The 15,247-nt window shown below is 57.0% G+C and carries 13 protein-coding genes; 8 read left to right on the forward strand and 5 right to left on the reverse strand.

Annotated elements, in window-relative coordinates; genetic code table 11:
• Positions 1-51 precede the first annotated feature (51 nt).
• Positions 52-996, reverse strand: coding sequence for a glycosyltransferase family 2 protein (locus tag IGS16_RS21655; RefSeq protein ID WP_297089075.1), 945 nt, complete (start codon positions 994-996; stop codon positions 52-54).
• A 23-nt stretch (positions 997-1,019) separates the two neighbouring features.
• Complete coding sequence (locus IGS16_RS21660) at positions 1,020-1,799, reverse strand: HpsJ family protein (protein WP_297089077.1); 780 nt, start codon at positions 1,797-1,799, stop codon at positions 1,020-1,022.
• A gap of 581 nt (positions 1,800-2,380) precedes the next feature.
• Here IGS16_RS21660 and pgl point away from each other — a divergent pair.
• Positions 2,381-3,112: a 6-phosphogluconolactonase gene (gene pgl / locus IGS16_RS21665; protein WP_297089078.1), complete on the forward strand. Its 732-nt coding sequence runs from the start codon at positions 2,381-2,383 to the stop codon at positions 3,110-3,112.
• 559 nt (positions 3,113-3,671) lie between these two features.
• A complete protein-coding gene (locus IGS16_RS21670) occupies positions 3,672-5,486 on the forward strand; it encodes an aspartate kinase (RefSeq protein ID WP_297089080.1) in 1,815 nt (604 codons plus the stop codon).
• 14 nt (positions 5,487-5,500) lie between these two features.
• On the opposite strand, the gene IGS16_RS21675 is transcribed toward IGS16_RS21670, so the two are convergent.
• Positions 5,501-6,523, reverse strand: coding sequence for an AI-2E family transporter (locus tag IGS16_RS21675; protein ID WP_367185858.1), 1,023 nt, complete (start codon positions 6,521-6,523; stop codon positions 5,501-5,503).
• Between the two features lie 288 nt (positions 6,524-6,811).
• Between IGS16_RS21675 and IGS16_RS21680 the strand changes: the two genes are divergently transcribed.
• The 6 genes from IGS16_RS21680 to IGS16_RS21705 all read left to right on the forward strand — a co-directional run bounded on the left by IGS16_RS21680 (position 6,812) and on the right by IGS16_RS21705 (position 12,885).
• On the forward strand, positions 6,812-7,975 hold the full coding sequence (locus IGS16_RS21680) for a GTP-binding protein (protein ID WP_297089084.1): 1,164 nt from the start codon (positions 6,812-6,814) through the stop codon (positions 7,973-7,975).
• A gap of 327 nt (positions 7,976-8,302) precedes the next feature.
• Positions 8,303-9,370, forward strand: coding sequence for a sulfate ABC transporter substrate-binding protein (locus tag IGS16_RS21685; RefSeq protein WP_297089086.1), 1,068 nt, complete (start codon positions 8,303-8,305; stop codon positions 9,368-9,370).
• Between the two features lie 244 nt (positions 9,371-9,614).
• Positions 9,615-10,697 (forward strand): sulfate ABC transporter substrate-binding protein, encoded by a 1,083-nt coding sequence (locus tag IGS16_RS21690; RefSeq protein WP_367185859.1) that lies wholly within the window; start codon positions 9,615-9,617, stop codon positions 10,695-10,697.
• Positions 10,698-10,743: 46 nt separating this feature from the next.
• A complete protein-coding gene (gene cysT / locus IGS16_RS21695; RefSeq protein WP_367185851.1) occupies positions 10,744-11,604 on the forward strand; it encodes a sulfate ABC transporter permease subunit CysT in 861 nt (286 codons plus the stop codon).
• Positions 11,594-12,475 carry a sulfate ABC transporter permease subunit CysW gene (cysW, locus tag IGS16_RS21700; RefSeq protein WP_297089090.1) on the forward strand — a complete coding sequence of 294 codons (882 nt, stop codon included), beginning with the start codon at positions 11,594-11,596 and terminating at the stop codon, positions 12,473-12,475. Before cysT ends, cysW begins: the two co-directional genes overlap by 11 nt.
• A gap of 92 nt (positions 12,476-12,567) precedes the next feature.
• Positions 12,568-12,885: an NIL domain-containing protein gene (locus IGS16_RS21705; protein WP_297089092.1), complete on the forward strand. Its 318-nt coding sequence runs from the start codon at positions 12,568-12,570 to the stop codon at positions 12,883-12,885.
• Positions 12,886-13,312: 427 nt separating this feature from the next.
• On the opposite strand, the gene IGS16_RS21710 is transcribed toward IGS16_RS21705, so the two are convergent.
• Positions 13,313-13,834 carry a YqeG family HAD IIIA-type phosphatase gene (locus IGS16_RS21710; protein WP_297089093.1) on the reverse strand — a complete coding sequence of 174 codons (522 nt, stop codon included), beginning with the start codon at positions 13,832-13,834 and terminating at the stop codon, positions 13,313-13,315.
• Between the two features lie 114 nt (positions 13,835-13,948).
• The gene (gene mltG / locus IGS16_RS21715) at positions 13,949-15,028 is read right to left on the reverse strand and encodes an endolytic transglycosylase MltG (RefSeq protein WP_297089095.1); all 1,080 of its coding nucleotides are present in this window, start codon (positions 15,026-15,028) and stop codon (positions 13,949-13,951) included.
• Between the last annotated feature and the right edge of the window lie 219 nt (positions 15,029-15,247).

Consider the following 15,247-nt stretch of genomic DNA (forward strand, 5'->3'; position numbering starts at 1 on the left):
TTCTCAGCAGATACTTTTGAGAGTTTTGAGAGTTTTGAGAGTTTTTCCAGCTTAGGCGGTTGGGGAAGAGCGATCGCCCGACTCAGCGGCCTCTGCCTGTTGCACGGTTGTATCCAGGCGGGATTTGGCGAATCCCGACTCAACTTGCGGAGAGGCGGTCTGCGGGTGGGTCGTCGCCTGCTGCAACTCCCACACCTTGAGCAAAATCAGGTATTCGTAAAAGGCTTGCAGAACGCACCAGGTAAACCCCGGCCCGCCATCCCGCCAGCCCCCCAACCCAACGTACATATAGAGAAACCGCAGCAGCGGCCGGCCGGGCAGGCGGTGAGACAGGTCTTTTAGGGCGCGGCGACGCTCCACCTCCGAAGCACCCCAAAAGAGCGATCGCCAGTTGACGGTTCCTTGCTGCAACTGATGCATGGTTTCCGCCGCTTCGTCCGAGGAATAGCGGTTGTGCTTGTCAATCCAGCGGCTAAAGCCCTTGCTACAGGTGTAGTGGGGATAGGTTTCCTGCAAAAAGCCCGTGGGCCCGTTGCAGATCTCACGCTCGGCGTGGCCATAGTCCTCAAACCAAACTTTGCCGTGGCGCAGCAGCCGGAGCTGATAGCGGGGATACTGCGTGCTATGACGAATCCAGCGGTTCATAAACATGACCCGCTCGGCGACGTAGTAGCCCACCCGCTCCTCGGACTGGATCACTTGGCAGCACTCTTGAAACAGCTCCGGAGTCATCCGCTCGTCCGCCTCTAGGATATAAATCCAGGGATGCTTGGGCGGAATGGACTCCAGCATCCAGGTGCGCTGCTTGCCGTGGCTCTCGAAGGCGTGCTGCACAATCCGGACGGGATGGCGCTCGGCAAATTGAGCGGCAATCTCCAGCGTGCGATCGCCACTACAGGAATCCACCACCACCACGTCGTCCGATAGCAGCGCCGACTCCAGGCAGTCCGCGATGTCGATCTCTTCGTTGTAGGTGAGGATGTAAATCGAAAACATCAAGACGCTTCGCTGCAAAACCGCTAATCCAGCGATTTTAGCCCCGTCCAGCCAATAATGATGTAGCCCACGGCCAGCACCAGGCTACCCAGCCCAATTCGCAGACCCGACTTGATGGATTCTGTGCGGGCCGTCGCCTGGGCATCTTCCTTGCGGGTGCGGATTTCAGTCTGTCCCCGCGAGCGGAGTTCTTGCACGCGCTCCTGCAAAAACGGCTCCAGCCGCTCTGGATTTTGCTTAAACTCCCGAATTTGGTTCGCCTGCTCCTGGTTAATCTGGTTTGCCCGCACCGCCTGCTCGATCTGCTCGTCGCTGGCGTTGAGCAGTTGAGCAATCTGGGCCCGCTGCTGCTGCAATGCGGTCGCCAGACTTTGATCTAGCCGTCCTTCGGCCTGCTCGGCTTCTTGGTTGATTTGTTCTTGGGCCGCCGCATTGTTGAGCCGCAGGTTGTTGAGATGTAGGGGGAACAGCAGCACATAAATGAGACCCAAAAGGCTGGCTAACAGTAGTGCCCAAAATCGCAGATCTCGCGTCCGCCCCGGTCGCCGCTCATCGAGCGTTCCGGTTGCATGGTCAATCCAATATCCTGCAAACAGCAGCGCCAACCCCACCAGCGGCACGATGCCCCGATCGACAAACTGAGTCGTAAAAGCAAGCTGCCATTGGCGATCGAGCAGTCGATAGGGAATCGGCAGAATAAAGAAGTCGATCAGCGCGGAGAGCGTGATAATGATTCCGACTGTTTTCAGAATGCGGGAAGCCAGCGGAGCAGTGATGCGGCCAGCAGGTTTAATCGATGTCATAACGGTAATTTCGATTTGTTGGGATTCACAAGATTAGGGGTGAACAAAAACAAACCCGCCCGCATCAGCCTATCGTGAGGGTTCACAGGTCGGTTTCATCGGTTGGTTTTACAGGTGAGTCTCACAGGTGAATTTTACAGGTCGGTTCATACAGGTCGGTTCATACAAGACACAGGTAAATCAGCCGTTGCAGTTTCGCGCTTGTCATTCTCAAACTGGCCATTCTCGGAATCTTTAGGGATAGCGATATTCAGCGACTTTCAGCGACATTTAGAGACAGAGACAAGGTTGATCCCATTGCTCAGAGACAGCGACCCGCTGGAGACGGCAGTTACTTAAAGAGACGGCATCTCAGAGACGGCATTGGACAAGCGCGATCGCGCTTGAGGATCGAACTTCGTCAAAGCTTGGGAAAGCGAAGCCTTGGGAAAAATGAGATGCTTTTGCACAGGTGTCCATCGGACAATTAAACACCAAACAGGATGCAAGTCTGAAAAAAAATAGCAGTTCTGCCGTGCTTTTCGACTTGTGCCGATACGCTTGTCGGAGTGGTGACATGCTGTGGTGTAAGTGAGGGACGCATGACTCAACAGGTAACTCGACAGGTTGAAGTATTGCCAGACGTGGCAGGCATTGTGAATCGGGCGCTGGCGCTGATTTTGGAGCGGGCTGAAGCGGCGATCGCCCAGCGGGGAACCTTCTCGATTGCGCTGTCGGGCGGCAGCACGCCCAAGCCGCTATACGAGGCGATCGCCCAGCAGCCCCTTCCCTGGGACAAAATCCAGGTCTTTTGGGGCGACGAGCGCTACGTCCCGCCCGACCATCCCGACAGCAACGAAGGCATGGCCCGCCGCGCCTGGCTCGACCAGGTGCCCATTCCCGCTGCAAACATCCACCCAATGGACACAACGCCTGCCGACCCAGCCGTCGCTGCCGACCTCTATGAACAGCATTTGCAGCGGGTCTTTCAGCTTGCACCCGGAGACTTTCCCACGTTAGACGTGGTGCTGCTGGGCATCGGCGACGACGGCCATACCGCCTCGCTGTTTCCCCACACGAAGGCGCTGACCGTGGGCGATCGCCTGATCACCGTCGGCAACAAAGACGGGCAGCCCCGCATCACCTTCACTGCGCCGCTGATCAACCACGCCCGCTGCGTCATCTTCCTCGTCGCCGGAGCCAACAAGCGCCCCGCCCTGACCCAAATCTTCGCCCTCGAAGGCGATTCAGACACCTACCCCGCCCGCCTGATTCAGCCCGCAGGCGAACTCTGGTGGCTCCTCGACCAATCTGCCAGCATTCCCGTTCCCTAACTAGACGGGATGTGTAACTTTCAATCTGCCCTCATCCCCCAACCCCTTCTCCCAGGTCGGGAGAAGGGGGGGCAAGAGAGGCTTGAAGTCCCTCTACTAGACTGGGAGAGAGCTTAAAGCTCTCGGCATACCAGAAAAGGTGAAGGGGGATCGGCAAAGTTGTACATAGCGTTAACTAGCAGCGCCAAGAGGGTCTTTCCGCACCGTCGCTCAACGCAATTGCCAACTGAAGCCCATGCCATGCGAAGCGGCCTTCGGACTCCCCAAAACGTCCTTAGGAGGGGGTGTGGGGGACGCTTCGTCCCCTGCAAAAGGGGGTTTGGGGGATATCCCCCAAGGCTGTTGGCTCGGAACTCAGAACCCCGCAAAACCAGCGCTATTCCTGAGAGAAATTCCAAAGTTTGATAACAAGCCCACCCCTCAACCCCAATTTCCCCTTACCCGTTGTCCCTCTGGTCTGATACCTTGATGGGGTAAATGATTTTGCGCCACTTGTGATTTCTGGACGATCAGCTTCATCCGCGCCGGAGATCACGAAGCGGGCGGTGCAGCGAGGGCTATGGCGTTAATTGTTCAGAAATACGGCGGGACATCGGTCGGCACGGTCGAGCGGATTCAGGCAGTCGCCCAGCGCGTCATGCAGACTGTCCAAGCGGGGAACTCGGTCGTGGTGGTGGTGTCTGCAATGGGCAAAACCACTGACGGACTGGTCAAGCTGGCATCGGAAATCTCCAGCAACCCCAGCCGCCGCGAAATGGATATGCTGCTATCCACGGGTGAACAAGTGTCCATCGCCCTCCTGAGCATGGCGCTTCAGGAACTCGGCCAGCCCGCCATCTCCCTCACAGGCGCACAGGTCGGCATCGTTACCGAGTCAATCCACTCCCGCGCCCGCATTTTGCGAATCGAAACCGATCGCCTGGAGCGGCATTTGAAAAAGGGCGAAGTCGTCGTCGTCGCGGGCTTTCAGGGCATCACTGATTCAGCAGATCTGGAAATCACCACGCTGGGGCGCGGCGGCTCCGACACTTCGGCCGTGGCCCTAGCGGCAGCGCTGCGGGCCGATGCCTGCGAAATTTATACCGACGTGCCGGGGATTTTGACCGCCGACCCGCGGCTTGTACCCGATGCCCAATTAATGGACGAAATCACCAGTGACGAAATGCTGGAACTGGCCAGCCTGGGTGCAAAGGTGCTGCATCCCCGCTCAGTAGAGATTGCCCGCAACTACGGCGTGATGCTGGTGGTGCGCTCTAGCTGGACGAATGATCCGGGTACTCGCGTGATGTCGCCCCTGCCCCAGCCGCGATCGCTCGAAGGGCTGGAAATCGCCCATCCTGTCGATGCCGTCGAGTTTGACACGGATCAGGCTAAAGTCGCCCTACTGCGCGTGCCCGATCGCCCCGGCATCGCCGCCCGCCTGTTTGGCGAAATCGCCTCCCAAGCGCTGGATGTGGACTTGATTATCCAATCCATCCACGAGGGCAACAGCAACGACATTGCCTTCACCGTCACCCGCAACTCGTTAAATCGGGCAGAAGCCGTGGCAGCGGCGATCGCCCCCGCCCTGCGCTATGACCCGTCGCCCACCTCTGGCGAAGCCGAAGTGATGGTAGAGCGCGACATGGCTAAGGTCAGCATTTCTGGCGCGGGCATGATTGGTCGCCCTGGCGTGGCAGCGCAAATGTTTGAAACGCTAGCAGCGGCAGGCGTGAATATTGAAATGATTTCCACCTCCGAGGTGCAGGTGAGCTGTGCGATCCGGGCTGAAGACTGCGATCGCGCCATAACCGCTCTGTGCAGCACCTTCGAGGTCACGTCTTCGCCCGTCAACCAGGCGCAAAAATCCCTTGCCTATGCCGATGCGCCACCCGTGCGCGGAGCCGCCCTCGACCGCAACCAGGCCCAGCTTGCCATCCGCCATGTGCCCGATCGCCCCGGCATGGCCGCCCGCCTGTTCCGCCTGCTGGCCGATCACAACATCAGCGTAGACATGATCATTCAGTCCCAGCGCTGTCGCCTAGTCAACGGCATGGTGACGCGGGATATCGCCTTTACTGTGGCGAAGGGCGACGTAGATGCAGCCAAAGCGGCCTTGGAAGCAGCCGCCCCCGACTTGGGCTGTGGCGAGATTGTGGTAAACCAGGCGATCGCCAAAGTCAGCATTGTCGGCATGGGCATGGTGGGCCGCCCCGGCATCGCTGCCCGTATGTTTGAGGCACTGGCTCAGGAGCAGATTAATATTCAAATGATCGCCACCTCGGAGATCAAGATTAGCTGCGTGGTGTCCGAAGAAGACGGCATCCGCGCCCTGCAAGCCGTTCACGCGGCCTTTGGGCTGGCGGGTACAGAGCGCGTGGAAGTGCCTGCTTAGTTATTCAGAGTCCTCTAGTGCTTGGCCCGTAGAGCCTCCACGTCGAACAGGCTGACTAGCACACCCGCCACCGGAATCGCTAGAAACAGCCCCAGCAGCCCCGCCACGCGCACCCCCACCAGCAGCGCCAGAAACATCACCACCGGGTTCATGTTGATCGACCCCTGCATGATTTTGGGCATCAGCACGTTTTCCTCCACCTGTTGTAGCAGCACGCAGCAGACCAGGATCAGCAAGCTGAGCCAGATGCCCTGGGGCAGGAGGATGAGGCAGATGAGGCTGATGCCCAGGGTTGCGCCGATGCCAGGGATCAGATCAAAAAATCCGGCGATCGCCGCCAGCAGCAGCGCATAGGGTGCATTCACCAGCAGAAAAATTACCAAACACGACAGCGCAAAGAACAGCGACAGCAAAAACCGTCCCCAAAAAAAGCCCAGCAGGTTTTGCTGCACTGCATCCGTCAGGCGGGGCCGGAGCGAGGCTGGAAATCGATACACCACCCATTGCCAGAGGCGATCGCCATCCAGCAGCATAAAAAAGCTGACGATGCCAATCAGCAGCAGATCCAGCAGCCGTTGCAGCAGCACTTGCAGCCCAATGAGGGACGTTTTCGCAGCCTCGATTGTTTGGGATTGCAGCAAATCCTCCAGGGCTGAAAAGTCTGCCTGGAGATTGAACCGTTGCAAAAACTCTTCCACCTGCTCCAACGAGTTCAGCAGCACTGCCGCAATGCCGGGAGCCTGCGCCAGAAGCGCTTGCCCCTGCGACAGCATGGCCGAGCCAATCGTAAACACAAACCCCGCCAGCAGCAAGAGACTCAGCAAAAACACGGCCACCGCTGCTGCTGGACGAGGCAGCCAGCGCTGGAGCCACCGCATGGGATAGCTGAGCAAAAATGCCAGGATTGCCGCAAAGGTGAAGATGACAATCACCGAGGAAAAATAGGCAAGCACCTGGGCGATCGCCCAGCCCAGCAGCAGCAGCAGTAAATAGCGCAGCAGCTTAGCATTGTTCAACTGCGACCACAGCGGCTGCATTGGCTGATCGTCCCGATTCACGGCAGTCCCACCCTCCTTATCCATAGCGCAGTCGAATTGTGGAGAAATCGGCAATAATAGAACTTGCAATGCGCCCTAAAATACCGCGCACTAGCCTCCACGATTGGAATATGTGAGACGGAAAACCGTCTCTCGCTGAAATCCTGCTTAATCTAGCAGCATACGGCAGGCTTCAGGGTTAGAGCGATATTCCTTTCGAGCGACATTTTTCGAGCGACATTTTCTCCATTTCTGACCCATCCTCGTTCCCCCTCTCCCCATCACGCTATGCAAACTGCTGACACGCCGCAAGCGATCGCCCACATGGACGACACCAAGCAGGGTCTTCCGGTCACCATCATCACGGGCTTTTTGGGTAGCGGCAAAACCACGCTTCTGAACCACATTCTGACCAATCAGCAGGGGCTAAAAACTGCTGTGCTGGTCAACGAATTTGGCGAAATTGGCATCGACAACGAGCTGATTGTTGCCACCGACGGCGACGACAGCATGGTGGAACTGAGCAACGGCTGCATCTGCTGCACGATTAACAACGACCTGCTCGAAGCCGTTTATAAAATTCTGGAACGCCCCGAAAAAGTAGACTATCTAGTCGTGGAAACCACTGGCTTGGCTGACCCACTGCCCGTCGCGCTCACCTTTTTGGGAACAGAACTGCGCGACCTGACGCGGCTCGACTCGATTGTGACCGTGGTAGACGCGGCCAACTACAGCCTGGATCTGTTCAACAGCGATGCCGCCCACAATCAAATTGCCTACGGCGACATCATCCTGCTTAATAAGTGCGACCTGGTAGAAGAGGCTGATCTCGACTTACTGGAAGTCAAGATTCGCGATGTCAAAGAAGGCGCACGGATTCTCCGGACGACCAATTCGCAGGTGCCGCTGCCGCTGATCCTCAGCGTGGGGCTATTCGAGTCGGCCCAATATTTCAAGCCGGAGAGTGACGGGCATTCGCACGATCATGACCATGATCACGCGCACAATCACGACCATCATGATCACGCACATCCCGATCACGGGCATGATCACGACCATTCCGCTTGCGACCACGATCATGGCCACTGTGTCCACGATCATGACCATCATCACCATCATTCCAATCATCTAGAGGTTGATGGATTTACCTCGGTGTCGTTTCAGAGCGATCGCCCCTTTGCCATCAAGCGGTTCCAGCATTTCCTCGACAACCAAATGCCTGCCAACGTGTTCCGCGCCAAAGGCATCCTCTGGTTTGACGAAAGCCCCAAGCGTCATATCTTTCACCTCAGCGGCAAGCGCTTCACGCTAGACGACAGCGAGTGGAAAGGGCAGCCCAAAAACCAGCTCGTGCTGATCGGGCAAAACCTGGATCGCGAAACCCTGCTGGCGCAGATTCAGGCCTGTGTCTGTATGCCGACGGCCTCTCGCGGGCGCGGCTTTGGCAAGTAGGCTAAGCCGTTGACCAGCGTGGGCGAACCTAGCTGAGCAATCCCACACCCGCAGCAAAACCTAGCGGGCGATCGCAAATCACTTTAACTCAACTCAATGAAGCGGACAGATGTCGAGTCTTATCGCATTTGTCCGTTTTTGCATCTTTGCTAGCTGGTTCAAAAAACCTCGTATTTCGATTGAAAAACCGTAGATTAAAAACTGAATTCAGGATATGATGGCTTCTCATGAGGAATAATTTCATATTCCGATCGACAAACCGTAGATTTATTGCTTGGCATTACTCATCCTTCCGTTTGCCCAGAACTTGTCTTCCAGGAGAATCCGATGGCTAAAAATGTTGGACTGCGATCGCCCCAAAGGTTTCTTGCACTGGCTGCAACAGGACTCAGCCTCAGCATGGCGATCGCCGCTTGCAGCCCCAGCAGCCCAGATACCGCCAGCAGTTCGGGCAGTCCCCCTGCAAAGGTTGAACTAACGCTCGTCTCCTACGCTGTCACCCAGGCCGCCTACGAAAAAATCATTCCCCAGTTCGTTGAAAAATGGAAAGCCGAAACGGGGCAAGAGGTTGTGATTAACCAGAGCTACGGTGGTTCCGGCTCCCAGACTCGTGCGGTGATCGATGGTCTGGAAGCAGACGTTGTGGCCCTCGCCCTCGCCCTGGACACAAAGAAAATCGAGGAAGCCGGATTGATTGAACCGGGCTGGGAAAAGGAGTTGCCCAATGACTCCATCGTTCACAAGTCAGTGGTGGCACTGGTGACCCGCGAAGGCAATCCCAAAAGCATTCAGGACTGGAGCGACCTGGCCAGAGACGACGTAAGAATCGTCACCGCCAACCCCAAGACCTCTGGCGGGGCCCGCTGGAACTTCCTTGGCGCGTGGGGTTCGGTAACGCAGAACGGCGGCACGGATGAGCAAGCGCTGGAACTAGCTACCAAGCTTTATCAAAATACGCCGATTTTGGCGAAAGATGCTCGCGAATCGACCGATATCTTCTTTAGCCAGAAGCAGGGTGACGTGCTGATCAACTACGAAAACGAGGTGCTGCTGGCGAAGCTGAAAGGCGACGTGCTGCCCTATGTGGTGCCCAAGACCAATATCTCGATCGACAACCCCGTGACGGTGGTGGATGCCATTGTCGATCAGCGCGGTACGCGAGAAGTGGCCGAAGCCTTTGTGCAGTTCTTGTTTACGCCCGAAGCGCAGGAAGAGTTTGCAAAAGTTGGGTTCCGTCCCTCTGACCCAACCGTTGCAGCCAAGTATGCAGACCAGTTTGGCAAAGTTGATAAGCTGTTTACGGTGGCAGACTTTGGCGGCTGGGACACCATCCAGACCAAGTTCTTTGACGACGGCGCGGTGTTTGACCAAATCCAGTCCAAGTTGGGCAAATAGACTGGGACAGATCCCTGCCTTAGGAATCGCCGCAGAGCAGCCCGAAGGCTAGCGATCGCCCCTCCAGAATCACTGACTAGACCGATAAAAATCTGCCGGAACCCCTATCTTGAAATTCTCGTATCTTGACTGGAAAACCGTAGATTAAATCGCGCTTCTGGTGTATGATGTCTCTCCAGACTGCTTGAAAGCCTCTATGCTTTTATTGCACCAAACGCTGGAGAACTGGACGCTGGAGAACTCAATGTTTGCTCGTTGTGGACGGCGATCGCCCCAAAAAATTCTGGCGCTGGCCCTGGCGGGGTTGGGGTTGAGTATGGCGATCGCCGCTTGCAGCCAAAACGGCCCGCTGATCCTTGGGTCTGCCGCCACTGCCCCCCGGCAGATCAATTTCACGCTGGTTTCCTTCGCCGTTACCCAGCCCGCCTACGACAAAATCATCCCGCAGTTTGCTGCCAAATGGAAAGCCGAAACCGGGCAGGAGGTGTCTATCTTCCAGAGCTACGGCGGCTCTGGCCCCCAGGCGCGAGCGGTGATCGATGGGCTAGAGGCCGACGTGGTGGCGCTGGCACTGGCGCTCGACATCCAAAAAATCGAAAAAGCTGGCTTGATCCAGCCGGGATGGGAACAAGAACTGCCGAATCAGTCCATCGTGCATCGCTCGGTGCCCGTTTTCGTGACGCGAGACGGCAATCCCAAAAACCTCCAAACCTGGCAAGATTTAACCCGACCTGGTGTGCGAATCGTGACTGCAAACCCCAAAACTTCCGGCGGCGCTCGCTGGAACTTTTTGGGAGCCTGGGGCGCAGTGACGCAGACGGGCGGAACGGCGGAGCAAGCGCTGGCGCTGACCACCCAAATCTATCAAAATGCACCTGTGCTGGCCCGCGATGCGCGAGAGGCGACCGATGGCTTTTTGCGGCAGGGACAGGGCGACGTGCTGATTAACTACGAAAACGAGGTGCTGCTGGCCAAAAAACGGGGCGAATCCTTGTCCTACGTCGTGCCCCGCGTCAATATCTCCATTGATAATCCCGTGGCAATTGTCGATGCGGTGGTGGACAGGCGGGGCACGCGGGAAGTCGTAGAAGCCTTTGTGGAATTCCTGTTTACTCCCACAGCCCAGGCAGAATTTGCGAAGGTTGGCTTTCGCCCCGTCGATCCAACCGTCGCAGCCGAATATGCTGACCAATTTGGCGAGGTCGATACGCTGTTCACTGTGGCAGATTTAGGCGGTTGGAAGCAAGTTCAAGCCCAGTTTTTCGACGATGGGGCGGTGTTTGACCAGATTCAGGCGAAAATGGGCGGGCGCACGCCGACAAAGTAGCTTTGATTCCGAATGTTTCTTTAGCTGCAACCCCTGCGATAGCTTTATGACTGCTTCTCCTGTAAGTGATAGATCTGCAAAGGGCGATCGCCCGCTCTGGCAGCGTTTGATGCACCTGTCCTGGCCCTGGCGCGTCACCTGGGTCTACCTGACAATCATGCTGTTTTTGCCAGCGATCGCCATGCTGCTCAGCGCCAGCACGGTCGGCCCCGCCCGGTTCTGGCAAATTGCCACCAGCGACATTGCCCTTTCGACTTATAACGTCACCTTTGGCACGTCTCTGGCGGCGGCGCTCTTGAACGGCGTGTTTGGCACAATCATTGCCTGGGTGTTTGTGCGCTATGACTTTCCCGGCAAGCGGATCATCGATGCAGCGGTGGATCTGCCCTTTGCCCTGCCGACCGCAGTCGCCGGACTGACACTGGCTACGGTCTACAGCGATGCAGGCTGGATCGGCTCCCTGTTTGCCCCCTTTGGCATCAAAATTGCCTTTACCCGTCTGGGCGTGTTTGTGGCGATGGTATTCATTTCGCTGCCGTTTGTGGTGCGGACGCTCCAGCCTGTGCTGCAAGAAATGGAAAAAGAAGTGGAAGAGGCGGCCTGGTGTTTGGGCGCGTCGTCCTGGCAGACCTTCTGGCGGGTGCTGTTGCCGCCGCTGATTCCGGCGATTTTGACCGGGGTGGCGCTGGGGTTTTCGCGGGCAGTGGGCGAATACGGTTCTACGGTGATTGTGGCGGGCAACGTGCCGTTTCAGGACTTGATTGCGCCGGTGCTGGTGTTTCAGCGGCTAGAACAGTATGACTATGCCGGAGCAACAGTGATTGGCACGGTGCTGCTGCTGATTTCGCTGCTCATGCTGCTGGTGATTAATTTGCTGCAAGCCTGGGGGAGGCGCTATGCGGACTGATGCGGAACTCTTTAACACACCGGACGCTTCATCGGGCCGCAGGGTTGCCCCTCGCAGCCAGGGGGCGTGGGTGAAGTGGGTGCTGATCGGCATTGCGGTGCTGTATCTGACGCTGATTTTGTTTATTCCGGCGCTGAATGTATTTGTGCAGGCGTTTCGCAATGGGCTGGGGCCGTTCTTTTCCAACCTGGTGTCGCAACCGTTTTTGAATGCAGTCAAGCTGACGCTGCTGATCGCGGCGATCGCCCTCCCCATCAACACAATTTTTGGACTCTGCGCGGCCTGGGCGATCGCCCGTCACCAGTTTCCCGGTCGCACGCTGCTGCTCAGCATCATCGACATTCCCTTTGCCATCTCGCCCGTGGTGGCGGGGTTGATGATTGTGCTGCTGTATGGGCGAAACGGCTGGTTTGGCCCGTGGCTGCAAGCCAACGATCTGCGGATTATCTTCGCCGTGCCGGGGATGGTGCTGGCGACGATGTTTGTGACGATGCCGTTTGTGGCACGGGAGGTGATTCCGGTGCTGGAGGAAGCGGGCACCGACCAGGAAGAGGCTGCGAAAACCCTAGGCGCAAGCGACTGGCAAACCTTTTGGCGGGTGACGCTGCCCAATATCCGCTGGGGCTTGCTGTATGGCCTGATTCTCACAAATGCGCGGGCAATGGGCGAGTTTGGCGCAGTGTCGGTGGTGTCGGGGAATATCATTGGCAAGACCCAAACCCTGCCGCTCTATGTGGAAGAGGCCTATAAGCAGTACAAAACGCCGGAAGCCTACTCCGCAGCCGTCTTGCTAGCGTTTTTAGCCGTAATTACGCTGGTGCTAAAGGAACTTGTGGAGCGCAAAACGCGCATCAAAGACGTTGAAGAGTAGCGCCTGTGCTGTGGAATAGCGCTGAACAGTCTCGCTCTGTGGTTTTGAATCCGCTGCTCGTCAGACCTCATCGAACTATAGGAGATTTAGTCATGACTGTGCCCACGACCTCGATCGCCCATTCCGCCGGAGACGACCTGGATCACGGGGGCGATAGCCTCACCCAGACCCGCATCCGCATCCGCATTCCCAAGCAGTATCACGAAGAGCCTGTGATTTCTCGGCTCATTTCCAAGCACGGGCTGACGGTGAATATCTTGGCGGCGCTGCTAGGGGCAAATGCCCGCGACGACGGCTGGTTTGACCTGGAACTGCGCGGCCCCGCCCAAAATATTCAGAGCGCTTTGATCGACCTGAATGATTTGGATCTGGAAATCTGGCAGGGGGGCGATCGCCCTGACGGTTGGTAATCGCGATTTTGGATTTGTGATTTTGGATTTGCGATTTTTTGCTAGGCGAGCGTCTGCAAGACTGCTAGCAATATCACTCGCAGCATCGACAATTGCTAGATAAGTCGTCAAGAGTGCAACACAAAAACAAAAAATAGCCAGCCCTACAGCAGGCTGGCCGGGTTCGCTGTGTTGGAAAGAGATGTGATGCTAGGAGAACGAAGTCACTGGCAGACTGCCTGGATGAACAGTTGAAGTCGTCAGTGCGATCGCTTCGCAGAAATCTCTGTAAAGTAATGTAACACTATCGCCCCGACAGCGCAACATTTCGCAATAAATTTACAGGCTGATGGATTCGGCAATCCAAAATCGCCAATCCAGCGGGCGGCAATCCAGCGGGCGGCAATCCAAAATCGCCAATCCAAAATCCAAAATCGGCACCGCCTTTCTACCGCCGGGGCGTGAGCGATGCCCCCAAGGCCTGCGACACCCACACTTCAAAGTTGCGAACCGGGCTGCGGCGCACCTCCACGGCGGGGTCTGCCATTGGCTCCACCAGGATGGTGAACATGCCCAGGCGATTGCCCGCTAGCACATCGGTAAACAGGCGATCGCCCACCATTGCCACCTGTTCAATCGGAATGCCCATTGCCTCCACGGCCTGCCGCAGTTTGCGCCGTGAGGGTTTGCCTGCGCCCAGCAGATAGGGCAACTCCAGTGAGTTGGCAATGCTGCTGATGCGCGACTTGCTGATATTGTTGCTCACCAGCCAGATGGCGATCGCCGGCCGCAGTTGCGCTACCCACTCGCGCAGTTCCCCGGAGGTCTGGGCCACCCGGATTGGCACTAGCGTTTCATCTACATCCAGCACCAGCCCCCGCAGGTTATATTGCTGCAATAACTCTGGAGTCAGCGCCAAAATGCTGCTGCCCAACACCAGGTCAGGTTGTAAGAGTTTTCCCCAGGACATTTTTTTGTAAAGGCGAATTGAGGCGTAGCGCTGCGCTTCCTCAGCCAGAAGCCCAGCCTAAATTCTACCTGGTAGACCTGATGCCGTTGGATGATTTTCTGTAATCTCGAAGCTCTAGTTTTGCCGAGACAGTTCCGCATCGACCGCTCGCTTGGCGGCTTCGTGTTCGGCCAGCGTCCGGCTAAAGATATGCGTACCGTCGTAGCGTGCCATGAAAAACAGGTATTCTGTATCGCCAGGATTGAGGGAGGCTTCCAGGCTGGCCAAACCGGGCGCGGCGATGGGCGTAGGGGTGAGGCCAGGGTTAATGTAGGTGTTGTAGGGCGAGGGCTGGCGCACCTGGGCGTAGGTCAGCGGCTGCTCGACAGTTTGCCGGATACCCAACCCATATTCCACTGTGGGGTCCGCAGCCAGAGGAATGCCCTCGCGCAGTCGCCGTGCAAATACGCTGGCGATGGTAGGACGCTCTTCCTGAACGACGGCTTCTTTTTCGACAATGCTGGCCAGCGTTACCCATTCCATAAAGCTGTAGGGCGATCGCCCTTCGTCATAAATTGGCAGGGCGACTTGCTCAAATCGACGGAGCATCTGGTCGATTGCCAATTCAGGCGTAAGCTCTCCCGCAAACTGGTAAGTATCGGGAAACAGAAAGCCTTCTAGAATGGGCAGATTTTCGGGCAGCCACGGAAAGCGATCGCGCGGGATATCTTGGGCGGCAGCCATGAATTCCTCAGCGGGGAAGTAGCCCCGCTCCTCGAAATACTCCGCCATTTGGCGAATCGTCCAGCCTTCGGGAATGGTGAAGCTGTTTTGCACGACTTCACCCCGCCAGATCTGGTCGGCAATCGCGGGCAGCGGCTCAGCGGGTGAGAGGGCGTAGGTCCCTGCCTGAAAGCTGCCCGGCCGCTTTTGAAACGTTTGCCAGCGCGTCCATAGGTTCCAGGCCTCGGTCGAACGAATGATGCCTTCGGCTTTCAGGGTTTCGCCAATTTGCTGGGCGGTGCTGCCTACGGGAATTTCGACCTGCACGGCTGCGTCTTCTGGAGAGTTGCCATTATCGGTTGTTGAAGACACTGGAGCGATCGCCCCCAGCCACCAGCGCCAGCCTTGCCAGCCGCCCAGCAGCAACGCCAGCAGCACCAGCGTCAGCAGGATTAACCCCTTAGACCATCCAGAAAATCGTTTGACCGACATGGCTGTCTTCTCCAAACCCAGAGCTTCCGAACCTAGAGTGGTAGGGCGATCGCCCTGCGGGTTTCTGCATCAAACACCTGAACGCAGTCTAACCTTAGTCTAACGACGACAGACCTGCGATCTGCCTCCTGATTGATTGACGAATTGACCAATAAGGCAGGGAGCAGGTTCCGCCTGTGCCGTTTTAGCCGGGCGATCGCACGCTTAACCGGTTAACTG

This window comes from Thermoleptolyngbya sp. C42_A2020_037, assembly GCF_015272455.1.
Taxonomy (GTDB): Bacteria; Cyanobacteriota; Cyanobacteriia; order Elainellales; family Elainellaceae; genus Thermoleptolyngbya.